Below are 16,126 nucleotides of genomic sequence, written 5' to 3'. Positions count from 1 at the left end.
TTTATTTTAAAGCTTCTTGTATTAAAGTTTCACTATGTGCAGAAAGCGGAAGTTTTAGGGCGGCTTTATGCCCTTCAGGAGACATTTTAGCCCAGGTTTTCTTTACAATGTCTATTATTTTATCATCATTATGTTTTGCCGCAAAATTTTCAAAATAATGTTCAAGAAAAACCAGGCACACCACATCTTCCATAATTTGAGAACCTTTGTCTTTTTTAATCTGCTTTTTCTTGATTAAAAATGAAACCCGATCCCGAAAATCTTTATCATAACCCACTTCTTCCAAAATTTCATCTGTAATTTTAGCGTGGGTTTTTTTAAGACCTTCGCGCCATTTTAAATATCCAATTCTATTTTTTGGATAGGTGTCTCGTGGAACTGTCCACCGACAAATATGCTGCGCACGTACTGCAATTTGTAATTCTTCGGAAGCCTGCGGATAAAAATCCAATAACTTATCTGTCATTCGTTGTGAATACAATAATTCTTTCGGAAATTCTTTTCCGTTTGCTATTTCCAAATTAGGATCTTGAGCATTTTTATTGTCTATACGTTGTATGGCTTCCTGGAATTTACTCATTGGGAGGTATCTTAATCTATAAAACCAATATAGACATTTTCTGCTTCAATTTTTACCGGATAGACTGCAATTTTGTAATCTTCACCATTAAGATTATTCCCGTTTTTTAAGGAAAATGTTTTTTTGTGCATAGGGCAGGCCACTTTGGGAATTCCCTCTTTATCGCCTATCATTCCACGAGAAAGAACCATTTCCAATTTATGCGGACAAAGATTTTGGCAGGCATACCATTTGGATTCCCGGGCAAAATTAAACACCGCAATTTGCTTGTTTTTATATTTTATACAGGCTCCGCCATTTTCGGGAAAATCTTTGGCTTTCCCCACATTCACCCATTTGAGCACTTCTGGTTCAGATACACTTTGATACTGAGCTAATAATTCTTGCATTGCTTTTATAGTTTGAAATTAGAAGTTGATTTAAAAAAGGAAAATTTAAGTCCAGGCCTTAGGCATTTTTTGGTCTCGAAGCGGGACATAACTAATATTATCATCACCTTCATCTGAATTGACAAAGTGTTTAAAACGCTTCATCATTTCAGGATCTTCAATTGCCTGCTTCCATTCGCATTCGTAATTGGTTATTAGACTCTGCATTTCTTTTTCAAGATCTTCGGCAATTCCTAAAGAATCTTCAACTACTACTTTTTTGAGATGTGCAATTCCACCGTCTAATTTCTCCAACCAGGGCGCAGTTCGCATAAGTGGCGCGGCGGTACGTATATAATACATCAAAAATCTATCAAGGTATTTTATAGTGGTTTCATCGTCTAAACCTTCAGCGAGTAAAATTGCGTGTTTTGGGGTGGCGCCTCCATTTCCGCATACGTATAAATTCCAACCAGATTCTACAGCAATGATTCCAAAATCTTTTCCGCGAGCTTCAGCACATTCCCTAATACAGCCCGAAACACCACCTTTTAATTTATGAGGAGAACGTAAACCGCGATAGCGTTCTTCAATTTGAATGGCGAAACTTACGCTTTCATGCATCCCAAAGCGACACCAGGTAGAACCTACACAGCTTTTAACGGTTCTTAGCGATTTTCCGTAGGCGTGGCCGCTCTCAAAACCGGCATCAATTAATTCTTTCCATATTTCAGGCAGTTGATGCAATTCGGCGCCAAAAAGATCTATTCGTTGCCCACCGGTAATTTTTGTGTAAAGGTCAAATTTCTTGGCTACGGCGCCTATAGTCATTAATTTATCGGGTGTAATTTCTCCGCCCGGAATCCGTGGAACTATAGAATAGGTTCCATTTCGCTGAATATTGGCTAAAAATTTATCATTACTATCCTGGATAGTCACTTGTTTATTGGCAGTTTCCATAGTAATACTCGCAAAAATTGAAGCCAGAACCGGCTTACATTTTTCGCAACCATGTCCTCTTCCAAAAAGATTTAGTGCTTCATCAAAATCTTTGACTTTATTGATCTTTACCAAATCAAAAAGTTCCTGTCGGTTAAAATCAAAATGTTCACAAATCACCTCTTTTACTTCTTTTCCAAGGGATTTCATGGTAGCATTAAAGAGATCTGTTACCATAGGTTTGCAACCGCCACAGCCTGTAGATGCTTTTGTTTTGCCCACCACATCTTCCATAGAGCAGCATTCTCCAGCTTCCAGCGGTTTACAAATATCTCCTTTTGAAATAGCTTCGCAGGAGCAAATTTGTGCAGAATCTGGTAACTCGGTTACCGAACCAAGGCTTGAGTTTTCGCCCCCGCGAGTTCCCAAAATTAGATCCTCTGGGTTATCGGGGAGTTTCATTGCGTTGATGTATATCTGAAATAGATTCTGATAATCTGAAGCATCGCCAACTAAAATTCCACCAAGCAGTTTTGTGCCATCACGGGTTACGTTGATACGTTTGTAAATTCCACTTTGTTTGTTTTCATACGTAATAGCAGAAACTTCTTCATTTTCAATAAACGGATCGCCAAAACTGGCTACATCGGTGCCAATTAATTTTAGCTGGGTAGACATATCTATATGAGCTGCCATAGTTTTATCGCCCCCGCAAATTTGAGAAACGGCAACCTCGGCCATATTATATCCCGGGGCAACAAGACCGTAGATAGCATTATTATAAAGCGCAGCTTCCCCAATGGCATAAACGTTTTTTGCCGAAGTTTCCATCCTATTATTAACAAATATGCCCCCGCGCTCGCCAGTTTTAAGTCCTCCAGATTTTGCAAGTTCATCCCGGGGCCTAATTCCGGCAGAAATAATAAGCATGTGTGTGTCGTGCCTGGAGCCATCGGAAAACGTAAGTGCATCAATTTCATCTTTACCGCTAATTTCTGAAGTAGCTTTATTGGTTAAAATTTTTATACCTAAACTTTCTATTTTACGAATAAGGGTATTACTACCAGCTTCGTCTAATTGTCTTGGCATTAAACGGGGTGCAAATTCTACCACGCTGGTTTCAAGACCAAGTTCTTTGGCTGCATTTGCCGCTTCCAGGCCTAAAAGTCCGCCGCCTAATACGGTGGCTTTAGATTTATTGCTTTTCTGAAGTTTTTTTGCATAGGTTTTTATTGCATCTAGATCTTCTGTAGTACGATACACAAAAACCCCGGCTTTTTCTGAACCTTTTATAGGCGGAATAAATGGAGAAGAACCCGTGGCAAGTACAAGATAATCGTAGCTTATTTTTTCGCCTTTATAGGTGATAACTTCCTTTTCTTTGGTATTAATTTCTGAAATAAGCGAAGAAGTACGTAGTTTAATTCCATGATCTTTATACCAGCTTGTGGACGCCAGAAGTAATTCATCTTTTCCTTTCTCAGAAAAATATTCGCTAAGGTGAACACGATCGTAAGCCGGACTCGGTTCTTCCCCAAACACCTCTATTTGATAGTTTTCTCTATCAGATCTGGCTACCAGTTTTTCACAAAATTTATAACCAACCATCCCGTTTCCTACTACAACTATTTTCTTCATAACTACGTAAGTTTAATTCAAATTTAAGTAAAAATACGTATTAATACGTATTGAAATGAGTTTTCTTCGTAGAAAAATGGTATTGTGAAAAATAGAAGCTTATAAATAAAAAATCGGTATTATTTGAAGTTTATTATGGGTTTTCCTGAAATCTAATTATTTGGTAGTGGCTTAGTATTTCTATCATTGCCCATTTTTTTAAATGAATCTTTTGGAATTGGCTAATAGTTTAACTGAGAATTGAGATTTAAATGCTTCACTATAAATGCTTCGTGAACTTGTTTCGAGGGAGTTTACTTATTTTTTGATAGAGAAAGAACTATAAAAAAATGAGCTTGGTAAAATACCGGGCTCATTCAAAAAAATATTTTAAGTCATCCAGGGTTGATGTGTTACTCCCTGTACTATGATCTTTTTACTAATAATCGGAATATTCGGTAGGATATAAATAGTGAATATCTATTTTAGACACGTTGCCCTGGTATTCGGGTATAGCTTCCATTTTCTTCCATACAGGAGAGTTGCCAAAGCTTTCCCAGTGCTCATTTCTTGAAGTTTGGTCACTAAATGTTGTGAGGTACATTAGATTTGGCATATCGGGTCCTGCTATAACTTCACCATAAAAAACAGCATTAAAACCCAATTCATCGAAAAGTTTTATTTCCCCTCCTTCATTAAACATTTTTATTTTATTCTTGAGCAAAGCTTCGGTTGAAGACTGATAACTTCTTAGTTCATAAACCCGGTCTTCTTTTGGTCCCTCTATGGCTGAAGGTTTCATTACCGGCATATCTTTAAAGGCTTTGAGCAGAATGGTACTCATTCTTTTATAAGGGGGATTATCATTTGATCCCGATATATCTTCACCGCCCTTTTGCTGAAAAATTTCTGAATCTTGAAAGTCTTTATTTTTTGACGCAAATTCCTCTAAAGAAGTATAAGGAATCAGCACATACAGTTTATCTAGGCTGTCGGCCTTTGGTTTGAAAACGCCAATATTTTCCACTCCTAAATCCTTTAGGCCGGGGAGTAGTGCGTTTTGAACGTAATCTTCGGTCTTTTCTACCTGATCGTAGTTTTCAAATTCATAAACCTTGAGTTCATAATATTCCTGTTCTTGAGCCTGGTTCACCAAAGGAGCGATAATTAAAAGGAACAGGGGAAGTAAAGTTTTAAAATTGGAAGAATATTTCATAATGATATATTTAAAAAGTCAGGAAATGGATTTTAGCAAAGTAAAGGTTTTTAAAATTATCAAAAAAAGCGGCTGCTATCTTGTTTCCTAATACACAGGCATAAGCTTATTGTTTTCGAGTTTCTTCCTGGGTATTCTTTTAATCACTTGGTAATTACCTAATTTTTAATCCCAATCCAATAGGCGTTTTTCCCCTTCTATATTCTTAATATCTGTAATATCCTGAGACATTTCAATTACACCTTTATAATTTTTCTGAGCATCACGAACAGCAAAATACCTGATGTAGATAAGTCGACCTTTAAAATTAATCCAGAAAGATGATTCACTTTTAGTTCCTTTTCTAAATTCTTCCAAAATTTTTAAAACAGTACCTACACTTTTTGGAGGATGACAAAATTTTACTTCACGGCCAATAATACCCGCACTTCTGGGAAATACACGTTCTTCTCCACGATTGTAAAATATCACTTTATCATTCTCATCTACATAAGTAAGGTCTAACGGCATAGTTTTAAGAAGCAGGTTTACCTGTTCTACCGTCATATAACCTTCATCGTAATGGGCGGTATTCTCTAGCGAAAATGAAAGCTCTCTTTTGGTGAAATCCTGGCTGGGATGTATATATTCCTTATTAGGAAAGGCTGGTGGAATCTGCGGTAGCATCCAACCTATTTCTTCTTCGCCCGCACGTACTTTGGTCCAATCTTCTTCCGTTAGTATTTTTAGAGCGTTTGGAAATAATGTTGTTTCTTCAATTAATAACAATCTAAAAATTCCGCTGATAAGATATTGTACGTCCTGATCTATTTCTTCTATTTCCCTTGCTTCAATTTTTTTTCGCAATAATCTAAACTGCTCTCTTAAAGTGTCGTGAAAAGACCACATTCCCTGTGATGGGCCGTTCCATCCTTTTTGTTCCAGGAAAGGAAATAGTTGGTTCTCTTTTCTCTCAAAACGTCTTTCTATAGATTGCAACTGATTGAAAATATTATAGAACTTTTGATATTCAGCCGTGGGATTTGTATTTTTTAATTCTTCAGTAAGTAATTTTATCAATTCTTTTTCCTGAAAATATACACTTACCGGGTGTCCTGCAGCGAGTTTAGAAGTATCAATCGTATCATTCATTTTTGTAAAATTTAATTTTTACAAAGAAAGATTTTAAGGCATACACAAATTTATGATCGCAATCACATTGCAGAAATTTGTATAAATAGCTGTAATAGCTGAATTTTTCACTGTAGAAAAATTCAGAAATGATAAGAAATTCCTTTTTCCTGATTAGGGTCATAAATCGCAGAATAAAATCCTATTAATTTTACTCTATAATCGAGATTAAATGCTTCGGGGTTTACTTTGCAAATTTCTTAACCGTTTACGGTGAGTGCCTGGGTTTGCTGGGAGGTAGCTTAATTCAATTATATTCTTCTGATAGTTTCAGAAGATTAGATTTTCAAAAGTTTCTGAATTCTTTTTTCTCTAAAAACCATCATAATGAGTGTGTTAACGGAAAATAAATTATCACTACAAGAAGAGATTTCAATATTAAAAAAAACGAAAAATTCCGTTATCCTGGCTCATTATTATCAGGAACCGGAAATCCAGGAGATCGCTGATTTTGTCGGAGATAGTCTGGAGCTGGCCAAAAAAGCTGCTACCACAAATGCTGATATTATTGTTTTTGCTGGCGTACATTTTATGGCTGAAACTGCCAAGATCCTGAATCCGTCCAGAAAAGTTCTTTTACCCGATCTTAACGCGGGTTGTTCTTTAGCTGAAAGTTGTCCTCCTGAAGCTTTTCAGCAATTAAAAGATCAATATCCCAATTACGTGGTGGTCACTTATATTAATTGTTCTGCTGAAATTAAGGCAATGAGTGATGTGGTTTGTACCTCCTCTAATGCCGAAAGAGTGATAAACTCCATTCCTTTAGATAAGCCCATTATTTTTGCACCCGATAAGAATCTTGGCCGGTATTTAATAGAAAAAACCGGCAGGAAAATGTTACTCTGGGATGGCGCGTGTATTGTTCATGAAGCTTTTTCTATAGATAAATTGTTGGAATTGTACGCAAAGTATCCTTCGGCTAAAATTATAGCTCATCCGGAATCCGAAGAACATATTCTTAAAATTGCAAATTACATAGGGTCTACTTCTGGAATGCTCAATTTCGTAAAATCCAGTAAGCAGGATACTTTTATTGTAGCTACAGAGGCAGGAATTCTTTATCAAATGCAAATGGATGTACCTGATAAAACCTTGATACCGGCACCCGCAAAAGAAGATAATAGCTGTGCTTGCAGTGAATGTGCTTTTATGAAAATGAACACGCTACAAAAATTATACAACTGTTTAAAGGATGAATCGCCCGAAATAGTACTGGCTGAGAGCCTGATGAAAGCTGCTCACAGACCAATAAAACGTATGATGGAACTGTAAATTATGAAAACAGATGTTTTAGTTATAGGTTCAGGAATTGCCGGGTTATCATTTGCAATTAAGGTAGCTGCAGCAAAACCTGATGCCATTATTCACGTGCTTACAAAGAGTAATAATGATGTTGGTAATACTACTAAAGCGCAAGGAGGGATTGCGGTAGTACTCGATAAAATAAGGGATAGTTTTGAGCAACATATAGAGGACACCATGAAAGCCGGTAAAGGCATAAATGATCCCGAAGTCGTAAAAATGGTAATTTCTCAGGCTCCGGAGAGATTGTACGAACTTATTAATTGGGGGACCAGCTTTGACGCAAATGAACTGGGAGAACTTGAACTTGGACTGGAAGGCGGACATTCACAAAAACGAATTGTTCATCACCAGGATCTTACAGGGAAGGAAATGGAGACTAAATTGCTTCAAAAAGCAGCATCTTATTCAAATATTATTTTTTGCGATCATTATTTTGTGACCGATTTAATTCTGAAAAAAGAAAAATCTATTACAACCTGCATAGGAGTAAGGGCGATAGACAGGCAAAAGGCTGCAGTGGTAAGCATAAGCTCTCGCGTTACATTTTTGGCCACCGGCGGAAGTGGAAGAATATTTCAAAATACTACAAATCCTTCAGTTGCAACAGGAGACGGAATTGCAATGGCGTACAGAGCGGGCGCAGCAATATCAAACATGAATTTTATTCAATTTCACCCCACAGCCCTTTATACTAAAAACCAGCATTCTTTGTTCCTTATTTCTGAAGCGGTTAGAGGTTTTGGAGCATACGTAATTGACAGTGCCGGAAATAGATTCCTTTTTAAATATGATGTTAACGGAGAACTGGCAACCCGCGATATAGTTTCTGAAGCAATTATGAGAGAGCTGCAACAATCTGGTAAAGAATCGGTATTTCTTGATTGCCGACACCTTGAAGCAGAAGCTTTCAAAAGTCATTTTCCAACCATTGTACAATATTGCCTGGATGAAGGGATAGATTTTAAAAAAGATCTTCTCCCTATTGTGCCGGCCGCTCATTACCAGTGCGGTGGAATTCAGGTAGATAAATTTGCCAGGACTAGCATTAATAAACTTTATGCCTCGGGGGAATGTGCACACACCGGTTTGCATGGCGCCAACAGGTTGGCTTCAAATTCTTTGCTGGAAGCTCTTGTATTCTCTCATCAGGCCGCAGGTAATGTGGTAGAAAAATTGGATTCAATCCCGTTAGAGGAATGTGAACAGGAGGTGATTTTTCAAATTGATGGAAGCAAAGAAGAAAATGATATTCTAAATAATTTCGAAAAAGAGCTAAATCGACTCATGAGCTATAATTTGCTTTATACTTCCGAAGAAAATGAAAAGAAGAGAGTATTTTCGAAATTGAAATTTTTAGATGAAAAACTTGAAAAATTATATAAGAATAGTAATCCGGAATTTTTTGAGCTAAAAAATATGATTCAAACAGCCATCATCGTGATTCAACATGCAATTAGAAGTAAGTTTTTTTATAAAAAGGAAACTGAAAAATTTTCTAATTGATATTAACCTATCCATAATTTTCAAAAAATTTCAACTTACATACTGCCCTGGGTTAGGTTGTATAGGTTATAGCCAAATAAAATGAGGATGGTAAGCAAGGCAATAACAGTAGGAATGGGAATATTATTTACATTTAGAGGAATATGAAAAGGAGCTTTTTTCTTATTTTTTCTGTTTTTATAACGAAACATTAATAATGAAAAATTCACCATTCCAAAAACAATAAAAATAAAAATATTACTGATACTGGCTACCATTTTTAAATCTCCTAACAGTCCGAAAGCAATAGCTAGAATTGCGATGGCAATAATGGCGTAATTTGGAGCATTTCCTATACCTGATATGGTTGTAAACTTTTTTAACCAGGTTACCCCGCTATCCCGGGCAACATCATAAAGTAATCTGGAAGTTCCCAATATATTGCTTAAAATGGTTTTGCTCGTGGCAAAAAGAGCCACTACAACCAGCCCTGTAGCGCCAAGCCTGCCCCATTTAGTTTCTATTACAGCAGCCAGCGGTCCTTCAGATTCTGCAAGTTTTTGCCATTCTAATACACTTACGGAACTTATGGCAATTAGAACATACAAAATAAGTACAGCCAAACCACTTAGAAGTACCCCTTTGGGCATATTCTTTTCAGGATTTTTAGTTTCTTCAGCCATTTTTACCAGATCTTCGAAACCTATATAACTAAAGAAAATTAAAGCACTACCGGCTATAATTCCATTCCAGCCAGAATCATTAAGCTTGGTAAGATCTGTAGAACCAAACTCGGGAATACAAACTGCAATAACGGCGGCAAGTCCCGCCAGGGTTATTACAGTAGCAACCGAATTATAATAAGAACTGTATTTAGCGCCAAAAATATTGAAGAGGGCCATTAACGCAACTATGCCTATTACAATTATCCATGCCGGGAAATCCCATAATCTATTTAAGTAACTGGCAAAGCTAATAGCTATGGCAGCGGCGGCTACCACACCGGTAAATACCATAAAAATAGACATAAAAAAAGCCGGCTTTTTACCCAGGCTTTGTTTAATATATTCAAAACTCCCACCGGAATCTGGAAACCGACTAACAAATTCGGCGTAAGACAATCCCGTTAAAAGAGCTACTGTTGCAGCTATAATAAAACTTAGCCAAAGCATATTGCCGCCAAGCGCTGCTGCTTCTCCTATAATTGCATAAATACCGGCACCTACAATACCACCAATCCCGAACATTAATATGTCCCATAATCCCAGGGACCTTTTTAGTTTCTTTTTTCCCATACTTACAATTTATATTTATTGTAAGAAATGACTAAATGTTTTAACGTCATCTAAGGAAAAAATAACATTCTATTTCAATTTTATGATATTTTGGAAATGTAATGATTTATGAGCCTTTTATAAAAACCAGTATTGGAGTAAATTAAGGTTACTGCATGATAGTCAATAACGTCTATAGATAAATGAAAAGTGAAAACCAGGGCTGGATAATAATTAAGAAATTTCTTCTAAAATCTCTTTAGCATAGCTTTTTGATATGGGAATGCGGCTGTTATTAATAATTATTTCTTTGCTATTAAATGCAGTAACGCAATCTTTATTGATTACATAGGAACGATGTACTTGCAAAAATGATGGAGAATTCATTTGTTCCAAAAAATCTTTAATACTGGACCTTATTAATTTTTCAGAATCTTTTAAATGTAATATTAGATATTGATCTTCTTTTTTTGCATATAAAATCTGATCCTCAGAAAGGATGATTTTTTTGTTTTTATCCTTCACTATTATTTGCGCCTTATTTTTTATTTTACTTACAGCTAATTCAACAGCAATATATAAATCCTTATTATTAAGGGGTTTTACCAGGTAACTTGTTGGTGTTGTAGCAATTGCTTTCTTTATGGTGTCTACATCATTAAAAGCTGTTAAATAGATGAGGGGAATATCTAACTGATTTCCCAGCCAGATCCCGGTCTGCGGGCCTTCTACTCTAATATCTAAAATAGCAATGTCTGGTTTTAAAAAGGCAATCTCGCCAAGCGCAGTTTCTGCATTTGTTGCCATTCCGCAAATTGTAAAACCTAGATCCTCCAGCGTCTGTTTTAGAAGCTCCTGGGTTATTATTTCGTCTTCTAAAATATAGATCTTTATGCTATTCATTTGTGGGAAAAAGTAAAGTTAATTTAAAATTAGTAGCGTTTTCGATCTTTAAATCTCCTTTTAATTGCTTGTTCATCATTTCTATTATTTTCATACCCATAGACTCTTTCTGGCTCTCTTGTTCTTTAAAACTACCATTGTCAGAATATACAAATACATACTTGTTATCCCGCTTTTCAAATTTTATAAAAATTTCCGGATGCTCTGTTTCCTGGAAAGCATGTTTATTTGAGTTATTTATTAGTTCATTTAGTAAAAGTGAAAAAGGGGTGGCTTGAGTTACGCTTAAGATGGAACTGTCTATATCTAGATGATACGTAACATTAGTAGGAAAAAGTTTTTGGTAATAGGCAACACAGCTTTCTATATTTTCTTTAACAGAAATAAGATCCTGGTTGCTTGAATTATATAACAGGTTATGAATACCCGCGATAGACTCAATCCTACTTTGGCTATCCTGTAATTTTACTTTTAATTCTTCATTTTTACTGTTTGCCATTTGTAAACCTAATAGCCCGGAAACAATTTGAAGATTATTCTTAATTCTATGATGAATTTCTAACATCATAGTATTTTTAATTTGGGCTTCTTTCAATGCAATTTTATTTTTTGCAAATAATTTCTGTTTTGCTTTATATTGATAAAATAGGAACAAAACAGAAATGACAACAAAAAAGAGAATCAATAAAATAAACCACCAGGTTTTATAAAAAACTTCTTTAGAAATTACTTTTAGAACTATCGTTTCTCCTATCTTTTCTTTAGAGGCACTGTAGGCTTCAACTTCTAAATTATAAACTCCTGCTGCCAGGTTTGCGAATAAAATTTCTTTACCAGCGTAGGTGGTAAACCAGTCTGAGTTACTTCCGATATTTAATAAGCGATACCGGTACTTAATATCCTGAGGGTTTATCTGTCCAAAAACAGAGAGTGTTGCAGAAAATCTTCTGTATTCTGAAGGCAAATCAATCTTACGAGTATTATTTAAAAAGTCTGGAGAAGTGTTAACTTCCCAGCGATCGTTTTCTGAATTAAAAAATGAGATTGACGTAAATTGAGGTTGTGCTTTTAAATTATTCTCAACTAATTCTTCTGGCTTAAAATAGCTAAGACCTTTATTACTTCCCATTAAAATACTACCATTCTGTTCATCTTTATAGGTACTAAACCTATTGCCTTCTAGCTCATAAACGCCATCTTTAGTAGTATATCTAATTATTTTTTTTGAAGATGGATTTAAGGATACAATCCCGGCATAGGTATTTAACCATAAAGTACCGTTGTCATCTGCAACCATCCCAACAATGGATGCATTTAATGCATCTTTATAAAGCAGATTTAATTTTTTAGTTGTGGTATTGAATGTATAAATCTCCCCGAACTTTGTGGAAACCAGAATGCCATAATCTTGCAGATAGTTTATAGATAGCAAGTGATCTGTTTCTATATTTTCAAATGAATGGGTATTAAATTTTCCGTTCTCGTATTCAAAAATTCCCTGGGCAGTGTTTGCAAAGAGGGCGGTACCATCTGTAGCAAATTCCTTTACTTGTATAGCCTCGGTATTTGCAATTTTAGTATAGCTATTTTCTTTAAGACTATATTTATAAATTCCACCTCCTGGATCTGCCGTAAATATGGTGTCTTTTAGTTTTATAATTATTCCGCTATATATTTCTATAGTTTTGTCCTGAATTACCTCATAATTTGAATTCAGGGTATATAGATAATCGGAGTCCGCAATTATAAGATTGTTGTCTTTTGCATTGAAGATACCCCTGGAGTAATTAATGTTTAACTCATTAGAATCGGATAGAATTTTTATTCGTTCTTCTGTATTTTCTTTTACGTCGATTATATAAAGCCCCTCTGTATCGGTTGCTATGATATACTTGTTTTCCTTTAGCTTTTTAATTGAACGGATGCTATTATCTTTTAAAAAAGTCTTGATTTTACTTTTAATAAAAGAATAAGATTCTAAGTTGTTTCCGTCGAGTATTACCAGGTCTTTTCCAAAATCCCTGTAAGCAATTCCTGATATATTTTTTACTTTAATTGTAGTAAATAACTCCTTTTGAAAATCTTTAAGGCGATATAACTCCATTGCTGTGAAGTCTCCATCAATTTCAGTGGAAAAGGCATAGTTGAAACCTGAAGTAAACTGGAGTTTTTTATTGCCGCTTAGAACACTATCAGATTGAGGTATTTCTAAGAATTTTTTAAATTCTTTATTGAATTTGAAAGCATTCTTATAGTTATCAATATAGGTGTAAAAGGCATCACTGACTTTAAAAGGGGGCTGTATTATCGTTGGATAAAAATTAATTCCATTTGTGGCTTCAAAATCGCTTTCTGCTATTTTTTTTATGAACTTTCCCTTTTTATTCAAAAAAACGCCCTCTTTTTCGGTTTGTAGTTTTATCAGGGTAAAATCATCCATTGTGATTGGATCAGCCAAAACCGGTTGAGCAACCGGTTTTTCAAAAGGAATAGAATCAATAAACCTTAAACTTAATTTATCAAGGGTGGCACTATGAAATTTATTATTTGACGTAAGAACAATAGGGCTTGAATCTTGAGCAGTGTAGGCTTTTGAAAATAAAAAGTTTTCGTTAAGATTATTATATTCTTTGACAGCTTTAAGCGCTAAGGTTTCTGTGTTGATATAAAATAATTCAGCTCGAGCAGCCTGGTAATATAATTTTAAATAAAGTCCGTGGTCCTGACTTTTAAAGAAATGGCCTTCTTTAATCTTTTTATTAAAGGTATCAGGTAATTTTAATGTGAATAAATTAGCCCCATCAAAACGTTGAATAATAATTTCTTGCTCTCCTAAAATATATTCGTTTGAAAGTTTGTTCTCGCCTAAAATCCATAGCCATCCGTTAGTATCGTAGATAGAGTGGTAGGGATTGGAGATGAAATAACCATCTCTAAATGAAAAGGTATTTTTACTAACTAATAGAGAATTATCTTCCTGGCACCAAAGTGTTACTGAAAAGAGGAAAATGAATACAGCAAATAATTTTTTCAAATTTTGATTTAAAGAATATTAGATCAAATGTAAAGAAGCATTATAGTTTTTTAAGTAAAATATATAATTATTTAAAAGAGCTATAGCAGCCAGCTATAACACTTCAATATTAAATCAATTAAAATTCTTTGTGAAGAACTTATCTGTTTTAAAGATGTAAAAAATACGTTCATTATGTTTAAAATACTCGTTCACGACAAAAAAGTGGCCGTTCACGACATTTTTATTAATCCTTTCTGCATCTTTTCTACTTTTGACGGGAAGCGTAAATATTCAACTAAAAATAGTCATTGATAAAATAAGTAATACCTGGGATATTCGAAAAGTTACTCAAATTATTATGAGCATTGTTTAGGATCAAATTAGAAGATGTTGAGTAAAGACTTCACATCTATTGAAGGTATAGAGAAGATATTCTCTAATTAATAATGAATCTTAAAAAAATGGGGCGAAGTAACGAATTACCAAATTCTCTCACAGAGAGAGAAGGCTCTTTTAGAGGAGCAGGTATATTTAATTAATTATAACAAATATGAAAAATCACTAAAAGATAAGTTTAGAAGCATAGTTAAGTAGATAGAGCTAGCAACTTTTTGACGATATAATTTGGGGATTAATTCGATGCATGTTTTTTCAGTATTTTTATTTGGGGATAGGAATACTTAGGTGTTAAGCATAAAGAATATGTTTTCGGATTAATTTTAAAACCTTTCCGTTCGCGGAAAGGTTTTTATTTTTCATATACTTTATGAATTTAATATTACCAGAAGATGGTGAATCAAAAAACCCTTTTTTTTGACTAACTAATAGCCTTCCTCAATTGTCAAATTTTTTAAGTTTGGAGCAGTGAACAGCGCTAAATCTGATTTGAACCTACAAGCAAATTTTGTAATTCACATTAAAAGCGGTTAGAATTAGGTTGGAAAACAATCTATCGCTTTATATTATTACCAGAACTAATTTTCGTTTTTCTTCCAAAACTTGAGTTTTATAAATTTCTCTTTATTCCCTGACAACAGAATGAAATTTCGGTAAAGCTATCCTGTTTTTTTTATTAAAAATTTTTTAGGTGAAATTTGATTATAGTAAGAATTTTCTAAAAAAATGAAAAAAAATGTATGAGGTACATTTATTTAGAAATAATATTTATATATTCATTTCCTAATAAATCTGTTAACTTAATATTAAATATTGTTTAATGTGATTTCCCACTGTTTATCTAAGCTAAATTTTTTACAAAATTTAGCTTATCCAATAAAAGATCACAAGCTATAAAACTAATTTTTTAATAACTATTTCATTCTTGTTTTTACCTACAAGTAAGCTAGACTTGAATGTAATAGGAGGAATCGGATTGGAGAATTCTGGTTATCGTTTTCAACTAAATAAATATATATGTTTAAGCCCCTCATAAACGTAGCATTTGGAATTATTTTAGGAAGTTTTATATGTACTTCACAAAAATCACCTCAATGGCAACCCCTCTTTAATGGAGAGAACTTAGATAATTGGGAAGTTAAAATTCGCGGATATGATCTTGGTGAGAACTTCGGTAATACTTTCAGAGTAGAAGATGGGAACTTACAAATTAGATACGATCAATATGACGGGGGGTTTGATAATAAGTTCGGACATATATTTTATAAGGAGTCTTTCTCCTCTTATCTCATAGGAGTGGAATATCGCTTTATAGGCGACCAGGTTACTAACAATCCAGGTGGTTGGGCCTATAGAAATAATGGAATTATGTTACATGGACAGGAGCCGACAACTATGGGCAAAGATCAGGACTTTCCTAATTCAATAGAAGTCCAATTACTTGGGGGTAACGGAGAAAATGAACGATCTACTGCTAATCTTTGTACTCCTGGAACCCAATATATAATGAAAGACAAACTCATAAAAACTCATTGCAAAGAATCTTCTTCTCATACCTATCATGGAGATCAGTGGGTTCGGGTAGAAGTGCTGGTGCTAAGAGATTCATTAATGGTTCACTATGTAAACGGGGAAGAGGTAATGCGTTATAGTAAGCCACAAAGAGATGATGGGGAGCTTTTAAAAGAAGGTACAATTTCGTTACAAAGTGAAAGTCATCCTACTGACTTCCGAAAAGTAGAAATTATTGACTTAAGTGAGTATGAAAATAAGCCAGATAAACTTCAAAAAGTGGTAAAAACACTTATCAGTGAAAAGCGAGTAGCAGGTAAGTAGTAGTAACCGTTATAGTGTTCCTCT

At 34.7% G+C, this 16,126-nt stretch carries 11 protein-coding genes; 3 read left to right on the top strand and 8 right to left on the bottom strand.

Annotation, left to right across the window (positions count from 1 at the left end; genetic code table 11):
• Position 1: 1 nt before the first annotated feature.
• The 5 genes from B4F31_RS05275 to B4F31_RS05255 all read right to left on the bottom strand — a co-directional run bounded on the left by B4F31_RS05275 (position 2) and on the right by B4F31_RS05255 (position 5,851).
• On the bottom strand, positions 2 to 580 hold the full coding sequence (locus tag B4F31_RS05275) for a DUF4202 domain-containing protein (RefSeq protein ID WP_286760786.1): 579 nt from the start codon (positions 578 to 580) through the stop codon (positions 2 to 4).
• Between the two features lie 11 nt (positions 581 to 591).
• The gene (gene nirD, locus B4F31_RS05270; RefSeq protein ID WP_286760785.1) at positions 592 to 969 is read right to left on the bottom strand and encodes a nitrite reductase small subunit NirD; all 378 of its coding nucleotides are present in this window, start codon (positions 967 to 969) and stop codon (positions 592 to 594) included.
• 45 nt (positions 970 to 1,014) lie between these two features.
• Complete coding sequence (nirB, locus tag B4F31_RS05265) at positions 1,015 to 3,525, bottom strand: nitrite reductase large subunit NirB (protein ID WP_286760784.1); 2,511 nt, start codon at positions 3,523 to 3,525, stop codon at positions 1,015 to 1,017.
• A gap of 418 nt (positions 3,526 to 3,943) precedes the next feature.
• Positions 3,944 to 4,720: an NIPSNAP family protein gene (locus tag B4F31_RS05260; RefSeq protein ID WP_286760783.1), complete on the bottom strand. Its 777-nt coding sequence runs from the start codon at positions 4,718 to 4,720 to the stop codon at positions 3,944 to 3,946.
• A gap of 165 nt (positions 4,721 to 4,885) precedes the next feature.
• Positions 4,886 to 5,851 (bottom strand): DUF438 domain-containing protein, encoded by a 966-nt coding sequence (locus B4F31_RS05255; protein ID WP_075326662.1) that lies wholly within the window; start codon positions 5,849 to 5,851, stop codon positions 4,886 to 4,888.
• Between the two features lie 366 nt (positions 5,852 to 6,217).
• Here B4F31_RS05255 and nadA point away from each other — a divergent pair, with 366 nt between their 5' ends.
• Complete coding sequence (gene nadA, locus B4F31_RS05250) at positions 6,218 to 7,162, top strand: quinolinate synthase NadA (RefSeq protein WP_286760782.1); 945 nt, start codon at positions 6,218 to 6,220, stop codon at positions 7,160 to 7,162.
• Positions 7,163 to 7,165: 3 nt separating this feature from the next.
• Positions 7,166 to 8,698 carry an L-aspartate oxidase gene (gene nadB, locus B4F31_RS05245; RefSeq protein ID WP_286760781.1) on the top strand — a complete coding sequence of 511 codons (1,533 nt, stop codon included), beginning with the start codon at positions 7,166 to 7,168 and terminating at the stop codon, positions 8,696 to 8,698.
• Positions 8,699 to 8,733: 35 nt separating this feature from the next.
• On the opposite strand, the gene B4F31_RS05240 is transcribed toward nadB, so the two are convergent.
• The 3 genes from B4F31_RS05240 to B4F31_RS05230 form a co-directional block, all read right to left on the bottom strand.
• Positions 8,734 to 9,972 carry an APC family permease gene (locus tag B4F31_RS05240; RefSeq protein WP_286760780.1) on the bottom strand — a complete coding sequence of 413 codons (1,239 nt, stop codon included), beginning with the start codon at positions 9,970 to 9,972 and terminating at the stop codon, positions 8,734 to 8,736.
• Between the two features lie 213 nt (positions 9,973 to 10,185).
• On the bottom strand, positions 10,186 to 10,854 hold the full coding sequence (locus B4F31_RS05235) for a LytR/AlgR family response regulator transcription factor (RefSeq protein WP_286760779.1): 669 nt from the start codon (positions 10,852 to 10,854) through the stop codon (positions 10,186 to 10,188).
• On the bottom strand, positions 10,847 to 13,888 hold the full coding sequence (locus B4F31_RS05230; protein ID WP_286760778.1) for a histidine kinase dimerization/phosphoacceptor domain -containing protein: 3,042 nt from the start codon (positions 13,886 to 13,888) through the stop codon (positions 10,847 to 10,849). Before B4F31_RS05230 ends, B4F31_RS05235 begins: the two co-directional genes overlap by 8 nt.
• Positions 13,889 to 15,283: 1,395 nt before the next feature.
• Between B4F31_RS05230 and B4F31_RS05225 the strand changes: the two genes are divergently transcribed.
• Positions 15,284 to 16,102 carry a 3-keto-disaccharide hydrolase gene (locus tag B4F31_RS05225; RefSeq protein WP_286760777.1) on the top strand — a complete coding sequence of 273 codons (819 nt, stop codon included), beginning with the start codon at positions 15,284 to 15,286 and terminating at the stop codon, positions 16,100 to 16,102.
• The last annotated feature ends 24 nt before the right edge of the window (positions 16,103 to 16,126 follow it).

The organism is Salegentibacter sp. UBA1130, assembly GCF_002311535.1.
In the GTDB taxonomy this organism is placed as follows: Bacteria; Bacteroidota; Bacteroidia; order Flavobacteriales; family Flavobacteriaceae; genus Salegentibacter; species Salegentibacter agarivorans.
This window is presented reverse-complemented; position numbering and strand designations above follow the sequence as displayed.